Source organism: Wolbachia endosymbiont (group B) of Germaria angustata (genome assembly GCF_964026725.1).
Taxonomy (GTDB): domain Bacteria; phylum Pseudomonadota; class Alphaproteobacteria; order Rickettsiales; family Anaplasmataceae; genus Wolbachia; species Wolbachia pipientis_C.
The window spans coordinates 282,027-296,357 of sequence record NZ_OZ034691.1 but is presented as its reverse complement, the minus strand read 5'-3'; the positions used below and the strand labels follow the sequence as shown (position 1 = coordinate 296,357).

Here is a 14,331-nt window from a genome sequence, read left to right as displayed (position 1 = left end):
TTTCTTTATAGGTAGTACATAGATAAAAAAGTAAACTACTCAACGATGACAAGACGTACTCTAGCATTTATAGTTGATTATATTTTATTTATCGCAATACCATTTGGTTTAATGGCGGTGGGTTTCTCACTTACACACGCAATACAAGGGACCATGGGTGCAATAATTGTAATCACCACGATTGTATTTTCTTTATTTTTAATGATACCATGTATATTTCATATATTCATGCTAGTAAAATTTGGCGGCACTCCAGGACACTTGTTATTTAGCATGCGTGTAAAAGACAAAGATACATTTGAGTCAATCACTACAATGCAAGCAATGAAAAAGACTATAGCTCTTTTTATAATTTATTGCATATCACTTTGTAATCCCATTTTATTCTTAGCTATACTAATCTTAGTTTTAGTATGTGTAGTAGGTGATGAACATAAACAAGCTTTTCACGACAAAATTGCAAACACGGTAGTGATAGATTATAAACCTAGTTGATGTTTTTCTTTAGTTTACTGCTTGCAAAGTGACTTTTTTCGTTTCTGCATGAGCTAAATTAACTACCAATATCATACCTGAAGAACCCACCTGACCATTCTAGAAAATTTAATGCTGAGTACACTTTACTTTTAGCTTCTTCCAAAGTGTTTCCTTCTCCTACTATATTTAGTACCCTTCCGCCATCAGAAATCCAATTACCATTTTCATCTAGCTTAGTACCAGCATGAAAAACTAGCACACCAGGAATGTTTTCAATTTTATCCAATCTTTTAATTACCTCTCCTTTTTGATAATCACCAGGATAGCCTTTACTTGCAACAACTACACAAACTGTAGTTTTGTGATTAAACTCCACCATTTTTGTATTTAACTTGCCTTCTGCAACTGACAACATCAACTTTAGCAAATCACAATTTGGATCAAGTCTAGGTAACATAGATTGTATTTCCGGATCCCCAAACCTAACATTATACTCAAGAAGCTTTGGACTATCTTTGCAAATCATTAAACCAGCAAAGAGTACTCCTTTATAGGATGTTCCCATGTTAGTCAGTGCTTGAATTGTAGGATATATTATTTTTTGGATAATTTTTTGCTCCATCTCCTTACTTATAATCGAAGGTGATGAGTATGACCCCATGCCTCCAGTATTTTGTCCCTCGTTATTTTCACCAACTCTCTTGTAATCTTTTGCATACCCAAGGGTTACTACCTTCAACCCATCAATAAGAGCAAAAAAACTTACTTCCTCTCCAATTAAAAACTCTTCTATGATTATTTCTTCACCTGACTCACCAAGATTTTTCTCCACTAGCATTGAATCTATTGCTGAAAAAGCCTCATTTTCTGTGTGGCATATTATGACACCTTTCCCTGCTGCAATTCCATTTGCTTTAATTACAAGCGGCAATTTTATTTTATTACTACGGACAAAATTTTTAGCTAACCTTTCATCAATAAAACGTTCATACTTGGCGGTCGGTATACCATATTGTTTACATAGTTCCTTCGTAAAAGACTTTGATGCCTCAAGTTTTGCAGCTGCTTGACTTGGAGCAAAAACATTTATTCCCTCTGCAGTTAAATCATCAGCAAGTCCATTAATTATCGGTTGCTCTGGACCAATAATTACTAGCTCTATATTTTCTTTCTTGCAAAATTGTGTAACATCCACTGAATCTTGAATATTTATATTCACAAGAACTCCAAAATTCTCCATGGCCGGGCGACCAGGAGTAACATATAACTTAGTCAAGGTAGGAGACTTCTTTAGAGCCCAAAGTAAAGCATGCTCACGCCCACCAGAACCTATAACCAAAACCTTCATCTTTATTTCCTCGCTTTTCTATATATGTCAAAATTATTGTTTGCTTATAACAGTATCATTACTCATGTATCTTTGCAACACGTTTGGTATTGCAACTGACCCATCGGAATTTTGATAATTCTCCATTATAGCAACAATTGTTCTTCCTATGGCTAAAGCTGAGCCGTTTAAAGTGTGAACGTATTTTTTTGTTTTTCTGTCAGTTTCTAAGAAGTATTTAGTGTTCATTCTTCTTGCCTGGAACGTACCGCAATTTGAGCAGCTTGATATTTCTCTATATTTATTTTGCTCAGGTAACCATACCTCTATGTCATAAGTCTTTTGTGCAGCAAAACCCATATCGCCACTGCAAAGTAGCATTACTCTGTACGGTAATTCTAGTTTTTTTAATATCTCTTCAGCAACACTAGTCATACGTTCAAGCTCGTCTTTTGACTGGTCTTCAGTTGTGATGCTTACCAACTCCACTTTACCAAATTGGTGTTGCCTTATCATACCTCTTGTATCTCGTCCTGCACTGCCAGCTTCTTTACGAAAACATTCTGAATATGCAGTAAAACGAATAGGCAGTTCTTTTTCTTCTATTATTTTGTCAGCAACTAAATTTGTTAAAACTACTTCACTTGTGGGAATTAATCTTAATTTATCGGTAGTTAAATATGAGTCATCAGAAAATTTTGGTAGCTGACCAACGTTATACATCGCCTCGTTTTTCACCAGGGCTGGGTGATACACCTCAGTATAGGCAAATTCATTAACATGTGTTTCCAGCATAAAATTTATTAATGCTCGTCCAAGCTTAGCTAACTGTCCTTTTAATATTGTAAACCTTGATCCAGAAATTTTTGCTGCTTGTTCAAAATCCATCAAGCCTAACCTTTCTCCGAGTTCATAATGAAATTTTGGTGTAAAATCAAATTTTCTTCTCTCTCCATATTTTCTGATTTCTACGTTGGAGCTCTCATCTTCACCTATTGGCACGTTTTGTGCAGAGATATTTGGTAAGTTAGATAAGATATTCATTAAGTTATCTTTCTCCGTTTGCTCTTTTAAGCTGATTGCTTCTATCTCATTTGTTATGTTTCTTGACACTTCTACCTCATTTTTACAGGGGCTTTTGTTCATTTTAAGCCTCTTTATTTCTTCCGTGATCTCATTGCGTTGCTTATTTAAAGCTTGCAATTTAGTAGTCAGTGATCTTTTTTTATGGTCAATCTCTAATATTTCTCCTGTAGTAAATTCTTTCACCCCTCTGCTTTTTATTGCTTTTTCAAATCCTTCAGGGTTTTTGCGTATATGTTCTATATCATGCATATGTTGTGCTATTACTAACATCATTACTGTACTTCAAAATCTTTTAATGCTCAATATTTTACATATAAATGCAGATAAATGCTAATATTGATTTTATCTCCAGAATTTGCTAGAATTGATAAACGTGAAATATAATATGTTAGGCATCATAGAAAGATACAATAAATTTAAAGAGAGTACTCACTTCACTAAATTTAAGGCTAGTGGAAGATTTGCTGTCTACGCTTTTTGTATATATTTGGCGACTACATTTACCATTGGCTGTTTGGGATTGATAATGGGATCTTTCCTCTTAACCTTACCACTTGCTATGCTCATCTCCAACCCTATAGTTTGGATTTTAATGGGAATAGTGCTTACAGCAACATACAAGGTGGTTATTGAACCTTTATTTTACTTGGTAAAAGATTATGTTGATGGAAAAGGAACTGTAAAGGAAGAAAAGAGTCCAAAAGAGCAAAAATTCACAAGAAGTAAATCACTGGATAGTGGACTAGATACTATATCAAGACAAACAAATGATTCGGATAAGAGGGTACGTAGAAATTCCTATTCTCCATCTACAGATAGTGGTATTGCACCAGGAAGTGAACCTACCTCAAGTAACAATAGTCGTAGAAATTCTAATGCTTCAGGAGATAGTGGTTTGGGTGGCAAGGAGTTTCATGAAGATTTACAAACTCTTATGCATCAGACAAATCTCAAAAAATATGATTACTTGTTGCGGCAGCATGATATTGCGCATATTGCAAGAGTGAAATATGGATATTCAGAATCCTCCACGAATAATGTATTTTTCTCTATTCCTGGAGATGTAAACTCATTAAATGAAAGGTTAAAAGAGTACAAAAATGAAGTAAAGCGGGAAAACTCAAAAAAAACATTTACTGCAGTTGTTAATATAGGAAATTATCATTGGGTAACATTAGTCGGTACATATGAATCAACAAATAAACAATTTAGAGCTTACTATTGTGACTCATTTGGCACTCAATTACCAAATAAGATTGATGGAACAATAAAAGATAATATAAGTCTTGCTAATGAGATTACTGCGGAATGTGTGGAGCCTTTAGACAATGAAATCGGAGATTTGATAAGGGAAAAAGAAAATAATCCAGACAATGTCATCCTTAAGGAAAAAAAAGATGATGTTCAAGAAACATTAAATTGCGCAAGAAAACACAAAAACAAATTAGTTAGTAAGCAAATTGATGGCAATTATATAGTGAGTATATTGCAGGAAACGTTGGAGATAGGAAATGATGACAACATAAGAAGCTCACCAACTAAGCAGCAAAAAGATGGTTGTAATTGTGGAGTGTTTGCTTTAGAAAATGCTCATAGGATTACGGAAATGCTCAACGAGGATAAATCATTTGATGAAATTGACAGAGAGTTATCAAAGTACAAGCCTAAGCCAGAAGAATTGCAAGAAAAAAGAAGAGAGTTCGCAAAAGCACTTATGGAGGATGAAGAGTGGAAAGAATCCATTGCTGAAGGTGGAATTTTACATGATACTATACAGCAGCTTAGTCTTGAAGATAGTAAGAAAGAGGAAACACAACCTGCCACAAGTTCATCTCTGCAAGATGCTATAATAATGGCTTATAACAGTGTCAAAAATACATTTTTTAGCAACTAGAAAGCCTGTGTCTCTCCAAGTAGGAAATCTAACTATTGATTCTCCAGTTATTTTAGCGCCAATGTCTGGAGTGACTGACTATCCATTTAGGAGTATTGTAAAGAAACTTGGTGCAAGTTTGCTAGTCTCAGAAATGATTGCAAGCAGAGCTATGATCATGCAAACTCGCCAGAGCATGCAAAAAGCAAAAGTCGATGAACTAACCGCTGTACAACTTGCTGGTTGTGAGCCTGATGTTATGGCGGAAGCTGCAAAGTTAAATGAGGGCATGGGTGCAAAAATCATAGATATAAATTTTGGTTGTCCAGTTAAAAAAGTTGTAAACGGTTACGCAGGGTCAGCACTTATGCGTGATGAAAAAAAGGCTGCTGAGATAATAGAAGCTGTAGTCAAGGCAGTGAGTGTGCCAGTTACAGTAAAAATGCGTACTGGATGGAATGACGAAAATCGTAATGCTCCGCGCTTGGCAAAAATTGCAGAAGATTTGGGAGCAAAGATGATTACTGTACATGGAAGGACAAGGGCACAGCTTTATAATGGTCAAGCAGATTGGAAATTCGTTAGAAATGTTAAAGAGCAGGTAAAAATTCCAGTTATAGTAAATGGAGATATTAAGAGTTTGAATGATGTTCAAAGTGCACTTAAAGAATCTGGGGCAGATGGAGTAATGATAGGTCGTGGTGCTTACGGCAAACCTTGGCTGATTAATCAAGCAATAAACTTTTTGAGTGGAAATAAAGTTTCTGAGCCAACAGCCTCAGAGAGATTAAGCATAATACTCAAGCATTATGACAGTATTCTTGAGTACTATGGAAGCGATACAGGAATAAAGATGGCCCGCAAACATATAGGATGGTACAGTAGCGGGCTTCAAAACTCATCTGAATTTCGTGTAAGAGTAAATAACATAATAGACAGCACAGAGGTGAAAGAAAATATAATTGATTTTTTTAGTTAAAAACAGATTAAACATACTACCTCATTAGCTATATTCAACTTGACTGATCATAGTGCGATGCCACCACACTCTCTTCTTCATCAGAATGTAATTGATAACTATTATCACTCAGCAATTTTTCGTCATAAGTTTCAATATCAAAATATTTTTCATATTTATCTATATTTTCACAAAGCGAAAGTGCTTTCACCTTATTCATAACTAAACCCGTACCAGCAGGAATTAATCTTCCTACTATAACATTTTCTTTTAACCCACTCAAAGGATCACTCTTTCCACAAAATGCTGCTTCCGTAAGTACTTTTGTTGTTTCTTGAAAAGAGGCAGCAGAAATAAAGGAATTAGTTTCAAGGCTTGCTCTAGTAATTCCCTGCAGAATAGAAAGATAATGAGCAGGTCGTTTTCCAGAGTTATTCATAGCATCATTTTCTCTATCAATTTCCAGCCTGTCAATATTTTCTCCAATTAAGTACATAGTATCACCAGGATCGGTAATTTCTACTTTTTGTAGCATTTGCTTTAAGATCACTTCTAAATGCTTGTTATCTATGCGCACACCTTGCAATCTATAAACTTGCTGTATTTCAGAAATCATATAGTGTGCTAACGCTTCTAACCCAAGCACACGTAGAATATCATGAAGATCAGGATCGCCATCCATCAATAAATCACCTTTACGCACAAAATCACCTTCATTGACTATTACATGCTTACTTCTTGATACTAAATACTCAACTGGAGAAGCTTGCTCATCTACAGGTTTAATTACTATACTACGTTTTCCTCTACGGTCTTTTTCAGAGAACGTTACATAGCCATCTATTTCACTAACGATAGCATGCTCTTTAGGACGACGTGCTTCAAATAATTCTATAACCTTAGGCAAGCCACCAGTAATATCACGAGTTCTAACTGACTCTCTCGGCGTTCTTGTGATAACATCACCTGCATGAACCTTTTGGCCATCCTGTACATTAAGCACTGCACCAACTGGTATAAAGTAACATGCTTCCACACCACTTGAAAGTGTTATTACTTTTTCATTATCATCAAGCAGTGCAATACGAGGACGTAAATTAGCTACACCAGAGTGCAATTTCCAATCCTTTACTACTCTATTTGATATTCCTGTAGATTCATCCATCACTTCAGTGATTGAAATTCCATCTTTTAAATCCTGGTAAGATATTGTACCACTCTTTTCCGTAATAATAGGTAGTGTATACGGATCCCATTCCGCAACTTTATCACCAATTTTTACTAACTCACCCTCATTTACATAAAGTTTAGCACCATAAGGTACACTGTGCTTCAATTTTTCACTACCAAGGCTATCAATTAAAACGACTTCACAGGAACGGCTTATCACAATTTTATTTCCGTTTTTATCTATAATTATATTACTATTGTTTAATTTTATTCTAGCATTGATAGAAGCTATAATGTTTGAGGATTCAACACCTCTAGTCATTACCCCACCTATATGGAAAGTACGCATCGTTAACTGAGTACCTGGCTCTCCAACAGATTGAGCAGCGATAACACCAACTGCTTCACCTATTGAAACAATTTTACCAGTTGCAAGGTCTCTTCCATAACACAAAGAACACACACCAGGACTTATTTCACAAGTTAAAGGCGATCTAATTTTTATAGCATCAAGACCTGCAATGTTGATTTGCTTTACTTTATCTTCATCAATTAATTCCCCTGCTTTTAATAATAACTCTTTGGTTACTGGGTTATATATATCATTTGCAGCTGTTCTACCCAGTACAACACTCTCTAGAGATGCAACTATAGTACTACCTTCAACTATAGCTCTTACAATAAGGCCATTTTTCGTTTTACAGTCATGTTTTGTAACTATGCAATTTTGAGATACATCAACCAAGCGACGAGTTAAGTATCCAGAGTTTGCAGTTTTAAGTGCAGTATCAGCTAAACCTTTACGCGCACCATGAGTAGAATTAAAGTATTCAAATACATTTAATCCTTCGCGAAAATTAGAAATTATAGGTGTTTCTATAATTTCACCAGAAGGTTTGGTCATTAACCCTCGCATTCCTGCTAACTGCTTCATCTGGGAAGTAGAACCTCTTGCACCGGAGCTAACCATCATATATATTGAATTGTACTTACTATTTTCATCATACAGAGATATCGCTTTTAACATATCATTCGCTATTATATCTGTGCACTTAGACCACTCATCTATAACTTTATTATACCTCTCACTTTTAGTGATTAGTCCGTCTTGATACTGTGCAGAAAATTTCTTAATTTCACCCCTTGTATAATCAACGTGTGCAGCTTTAGTTTCAGGTATGACCATATCGCAACGACTAAAAGAAGTACCAGAAAATGTAGCATACTCAAAGCCAAGTGTCATCAATTTATCAGAAAATACCACTGTAGCACTTTGACCGCAGCTACGATATACTAAATCAACAATGCTAGTTATTTCCTTAACTGTTAATACCTGATTTATTAAATCGAAGCTTAGATTCTTATGTTTAGGAAAAATCTGCCATAATATTAAACGTCCAGGAGTTGTAAAAATAGTTTTATACTGAATGTTTCCATCGCTATTGATGTATTCCATTTTGTACTTTATATGAGAATGAATATGTAGAGTACCGTTGTTTAAGGAATGCTCAACTTCACAAAAAGCACAGAAAAGTGGTAAATCATCTTCCTTAAGTTGCTGTAAAGTTAGGTAGTATATACCAAGCACTATATCTTTACTAGGAACTATAATCGGTCTTCCATTAGAAGGACTTAAAACGTTATTAATTGACATCATCAACACTCTAGCTTCAAGTTGAGCTTCCAATGAAATTGGCACATGTACCGCCATTTGATCACCATCAAAGTCAGCATTAAATGCTGTACAAACAAGTGGATGAAGCTGTATTGCTTTACCTTCAATAAGGACTGGCTCAAAAGCCTGAATACCAAGCCTGTGTAGCGTAGGCGCTCTATTTAGTAAAACAGGATGCTCTTTTATTACTTCTTCAAGCATATCCCAGACTTCTGGCTTTTCTGCTCTTATTAACTTACTAGCAAATTTAATAGTTGGAGCCATTCCATATATTTTAAGCCTTGAGTAAACAAAAGGTTTGAATAACTCAAGAGCCATTCTTTTCGGTAATCCACACTGATTTAGTTTTAAAGTTGGACCAACAACTATTACAGAACGTCCAGAGTAATCTACCCTTTTTCCTAAAAGATTCTGACGGAAACGACCTTGCTTTCCTTTCAGCATATCGCTAATAGACTTTTTATATCCAGCAGTGCCAGCTTTATTTACCAGAGCATTACGACGACTATTATCAAAAAGAGAATCAACTGCCTCTTGTAACATTCTTTTCTCATTACGAATCATAATCTCAGGAGGATTTAAACTTAACAATTTTCTCAATCTATTATTTCTATTAATAATAGTTCTATAATGATGATTTAAATCAGAAACTGCAGGTCGACCACTTTCAAGCGATACCAAGGGACGCAAGTCAGGTGGTAAAATAGGTATAGCTGTAAGTATCATCCACTCAGGTCTGTTTCCAGACTTGATAAAATTTTCAACAATACGTAATCTCTTTATAATTTTCTTTCTTCTCATTTCAGAAGCAACAGACTCTAACTCCTGTCTTAAATTCTTCCTAATTTCATGTAAATCAAGGCGTATTAGCAATTCTCTTATAGCTTCAACACCTTGCATAGCTATAAAGCTATCGACCCCATAGCTATCTTTAGCTTCATTATAAGCTTTCTCACTAATAATTTCACCTTTTTCAAAAGAGGAAACAAGAGGATCTATTACAACATAATTATCACTATATAAAATACTTTCGATATCTCTAAGAGACATATCTAATAATGCTCCAATTCTTGAAGGAAGTGACTTCAAAAACCATATATGAGCAACAGGAGATGCAAGCTCTATATGACCCATTCTTTCTCTTCTTACTTTAGAAGATGTAACTTCTACTCCACATTTTTCGCATATACGGCCCCTATGTCTTCTTTTTTTGTACTTTCCACATAAACATTCATCATCATTGACAGGACCAAAAATTTTAGGACAAAATAATCCACCTTTCTCAACTTTGAATGTACGGTAGTTTGCAGTTGAAACATCTGTTATCTCTCCATAAGACATACGTTTAATACTTTCAGGGCTAGCAATGGAAATGCTAACCTCATTAAAAGATTGTGCGATATTAGTGTGAGATATATCTTCAATTACTATGTCATTTTGCTTCAAATCCACATTAAAACACAAGGAACGCAACTCTTTTATCATGACATTAAAGGATTCAGGAATTCCACATTCAAAGTTACTGTCACCTTTTATTACCGATTCATAAATCTTAACCCTGCCATTAATGTCATCAGACTTCACAGTTAACATTTCCTGCAAAGTGTAAGCAGCACCGTAGGCTTGCAGTGCCCAACATTCCATTTCACCAAAACGCTGACCACCAAAATGAGACTTTCCTCCAAGAGGTTGTTGAGTAACCAAACTATAAGGTCCTACTGAACGCGCATGAATTTTACCATCTACTAAGTGATGCAACTTAAGCATGTACATGTAACCAACTGTAACTTTGCGATCAAACTTCTCACCCGAACAACCATCATATAATACAACTTGCCCAGAGTTATCCAATCCAGCAAGTTCAAATAGCTTTACTATTTGTTCATCTTTTGGACCTTCAAATACAGGTGCAGTAACAGGAATGCCATCACGCAACTTATACGCAAATTCAATGAGGTGATTATCATTAATATCGCGAATGTTATTACAAATAGATAAATTACTGCCACAACTATAAACCTCAATCAGGAAGTGACGTAAACTACTGTGTGCATCTTTACAAGAGTTGAAATAATTCTCTACTAATGTAGTCAATTCATTATTTAATTCATCTTTATTAGGCGTATCTAAAATAGAAGCCGTTATTTCATCATCATTAATATCCTCAAATTTTTTATTATCAAGATATAATGCTGCAAATTTTTCAAAATCATCATCACTGAGAGATCTAATTGCCTCACAAAAAGCACGTTTGATTTTATTGATCTCATCAAGAATATTGCCTACTTTTTCTCCTAATTTTTTACAAGCCCAACCTACATGCGTTTCCAATATTTGACCTACATTCATTCGCGAAGGAACGCCAAGAGGGTTAAGAATAATATCAATAGGAGTACCATCTTCTAAATAAGGCATATCTTCTACTGGAACAACTCGAGAAATCACACCTTTATTTCCATGTCTACCAGCCATTTTATCCCCTGGCTGCAAACTATGTTTTACAGCAATAAAAACTTTTACTGACATCGACACACCTTGAGGCAGATCATAACCTTCATGCAATTTTTCTACTTTTCGCTTAAAGTTTGTTATTGCATGTAATACTTTTTCATCAAAATCTTTTTTTAAGCTCTCAACTTGCTTAGAAATAGATTGGTTTTTCAATCCTATATCCCACCATCCCTCACGTTCAATAAAATTAATACTTTCTCGATCTTGAGAGCCAGAATTAATAAGAATTTTTCTTAATTCATCATAGAAATATTGATTAATAACATTGATTATATGGTCTCGTTCTTTCTCAAAGTCGTTTGCCTCTTTTTGCTTAATAAGAAACGCCCTTTCGTTTTCTTCTTCCCCTCTGCGTGTAAAGACCTGCACATCAATCACTATCCCTTCAATATCTGGAGATGTATATAAAGAGGAATCCACACAATCGAATGATTTTTCACCAAAAATTGTCATTAACAATTTTGTCTCAGGAGGCAATGAAAGAGAATGCTTAGGTGTAACTTTCCCCACCAAAATATAACCTGGACCAACTCTTGTACCAACCTTTACTATACCACTATCATCCAAGTGATAAAGATTTTCTTCATTAACACCGGGTATGGCACGAGTTATTTTTTCCGACCCTAAAGGAGTGTCATGTACAACACATTCAAATTCTTCTATATGAATAGAAGTAAATAGATCTCTTTTAACAACTTCACTAGAAATAATGATTGAGTCTTCAAAATTATAACCTTGCCAAGACATAAAAGCGACTAGCAAGTTTTGGCCAAGTGCCAATTCACCGTTATTAATAGCAGGACCATCAGCTATCACATCACCTTCCTTAACACAATCACCTACATGCACCAGTGGTTTCTGGTTAATACAAGTATTATGATTAGAACGCTGAAATTTTCTTAGATGATAAATATCTACATCCAAGTAGTTAATTCCTCCTTTGTCAAAAGCACGTATAACTATAGAGTTACTATCTGAGCTGTCAACTATGCCACCACGTTTTGCTAAAACTACAGCACCAGAGCCAGAAGCTACGAAAGACTCCATGCCAGTAGCAACCAAAGGAGCAGTAGGCTTCAATAAAGGTACAGCTTGACGCTGCATATTTGAACCCATTAACGCTCTATTAGCATCATCATTTTCTAAAAATGGAATTAAAGAAGCAGCAACCGATATTACCTGCTTAGGAGATAAATCAATGTAACTTACTTGATTACTATTTACCATTACAAAGGTACCAGCATACCTACAGTATAACATATCATCAACAAAGCAGTTGTTCTCATCAAGCTTTGCGCTGGTATCGGCTATATAATATAAACCTTCATCTATAGCAGACAGATACTCAATTTGATCAGTAACAACCTTATTAACTACTTTCCTATAAGGACTTTCAATGAACCCATATTTATTAATACGAGCGTATATAGCTAAGCTGTTAATTAAGCCTATATTCTGCCCCTCAGGAGTTTCAATAGGGCAAATTCTTCCGTAATGAGTTGGATGAACATCACGCACTTCAAATCCCGCTCTCTCTCTTGTTAAACCACCAGGACCTAACGCTGACAACCTTCTTTTATGTGTTATTTCAGATAATGGATTAGTCTGATCCATAAATTGAGATAATTGGGAAGAGTTGAAAAAATCTCTTAAGACATTGGTTAACACTTTTGGATTTATAAAATCAGATGGAGAGACTTTATCTAAACTAGAAGTAGACATAGAATCAACTACTGCCCGTCCCAATTTTAATAATCCAGTTCTAAATTGATTTTCTATAAACTCTCCAACTGAACGGACTCTTCTATTTGCTAAATGATCAATATCATCTACAGATCCTTGACCATCACGTAACAATACTATTTTTCTTATAATTTCAATAATGTCTTCATGTGTTAAAGTAGTTAAATTTTCCTCATAATTTAACCCAAGGCAAGAGTTAAGTTTCAATCTACCAATGTTAGACAAATCATAATATTCCGGACTGAAGAAAAGATTACGAAAAAACTCCTCTACTATCTTTAAAACAGGAACTTCACCTGGACGCAAAACCTTATATATTTCATATAGAGCGTTCTCATAAGACATGTTTTCATCTAAGAAAAGTGTGTTTAATATGTAAGGTCCAACAGAAACATTATCTATGTTCAACACTGATATTTTATCTATAGATAATAATTCAAGCTTTTTTATATCCTCTAATTTTATAGATTCACCAGCAGATAAGATTTTTGTAGAACTAGCACTATCTATTAAATCTTCTGCAAAAAATAAACCACATATAGAATCATAAGGAATTAGATACTCTTTCAACCCGTTATCATATAGATTTTTAGCTAATTTTGAAGTAATACGAACATTAGCTTTAAGTAACACATTGCCTTCAACATTCTTTAAATCAAAAGGAAGCCTCACTCCCTTGAATTTATCAGGGAAAAAAGGTACTTTCCAGCCACTTTTATGTTTTATATACTCTATTTTTTCATAAAATTTATTAAGTATGTCATTATTTGATAAGCCTAAAGCCTTTAATAAAACTGATATTGGCAACTTTCTCTTTCTATCAATACGAAAATACAAATGATCTTTAACATCAAACTCAATATCAAGCCAAGAACCTCTATAAGGAATAACTCTAGCAGAATAGATCAATTTGCCAGAATTGTAAGTTTTTCCCTTATCACTATCAAAAAACACTCCAGGAGATCTATGCATTTGTGAAACGATAACTTTCTCTACGCCATTGATGATGAAAGTACCTTTATCAGTCATCATAGGCAGTTCACAAAAGCGAACCTCCTGCTCTTCAGCAGATTTTATAACAGTTGCAAGCTTAGAATGATCATCATATTCTTTAATCTCTTGATATTTTTCAAGAGAAACACCATCCTGCATAATAACAAGACGTATAGAAGCAATAACCTGAGCAGAAAAAGTTATACCACGTTTTATACATTCAGATTCACTATACTTAAGATCATCTACCCTACAATTCAAAAATTCGATAGTAGCCCTATGCAAAGGATCAGATATTGGAAAAATTGTATGAAAGATAGCTTCAAGTCTTTCATTACTCTCATTATTAGGAGTAAAGGAATTATATGACCCCTTTTGGACTTTAACCAAATCCAACAAAGAATCTTTTAAATCAATCGACCTGGAATAAGAAACTCTAGGAACAAAAGCACTAGAAGCACACATATAAGAAGAATCAACCATAAAAATACCTTCACTAATTAAAAGAGCTATATCAA

The 14,331-nt window shown here is 34.7% G+C and carries 6 protein-coding genes; 3 read left to right on the top strand and 3 right to left on the bottom strand.

Going from position 1 to position 14,331, the window contains the following annotated elements:
* Nucleotides 1-45 precede the first annotated feature (45 nt).
* Complete coding sequence (locus AAGD63_RS01400) at nucleotides 46-495, top strand: RDD family protein (protein WP_341813568.1); 450 nt, start codon at nucleotides 46-48, stop codon at nucleotides 493-495.
* A gap of 58 nt (nucleotides 496-553) precedes the next feature.
* On the opposite strand, the gene purD is transcribed toward AAGD63_RS01400, so the two are convergent.
* On the bottom strand, nucleotides 554-1,825 hold the full coding sequence (gene purD / locus AAGD63_RS01395) for a phosphoribosylamine--glycine ligase (protein ID WP_341813567.1): 1,272 nt from the start codon (nucleotides 1,823-1,825) through the stop codon (nucleotides 554-556).
* 33 nt (nucleotides 1,826-1,858) lie between these two features.
* On the bottom strand, nucleotides 1,859-3,139 hold the full coding sequence (gene serS, locus AAGD63_RS01390) for a serine--tRNA ligase (RefSeq protein WP_341813789.1): 1,281 nt from the start codon (nucleotides 3,137-3,139) through the stop codon (nucleotides 1,859-1,861).
* Nucleotides 3,140-3,416: 277 nt separating this feature from the next.
* On the opposite strand from serS, the gene AAGD63_RS01385 reads away from it, so the two are divergent.
* Together AAGD63_RS01385 and dusB are read left to right on the top strand one after the other, a co-directional pair.
* Complete coding sequence (locus tag AAGD63_RS01385) at nucleotides 3,417-4,784, top strand: hypothetical protein (protein WP_341813566.1); 1,368 nt, start codon at nucleotides 3,417-3,419, stop codon at nucleotides 4,782-4,784.
* Nucleotides 4,785-4,791: 7 nt separating this feature from the next.
* Nucleotides 4,792-5,742: a tRNA dihydrouridine synthase DusB gene (gene dusB, locus AAGD63_RS01380; protein ID WP_264331334.1), complete on the top strand. Its 951-nt coding sequence runs from the start codon at nucleotides 4,792-4,794 to the stop codon at nucleotides 5,740-5,742.
* Nucleotides 5,743-5,776: 34 nt separating this feature from the next.
* On the opposite strand, the gene AAGD63_RS01375 is transcribed toward dusB, so the two are convergent.
* Nucleotides 5,777-14,296, bottom strand: a complete 8,520-nt coding sequence (locus AAGD63_RS01375) for a DNA-directed RNA polymerase subunit beta/beta' (protein ID WP_341813565.1) — start codon at nucleotides 14,294-14,296, stop codon at nucleotides 5,777-5,779.
* Nucleotides 14,297-14,331 lie beyond the last annotated feature (35 nt).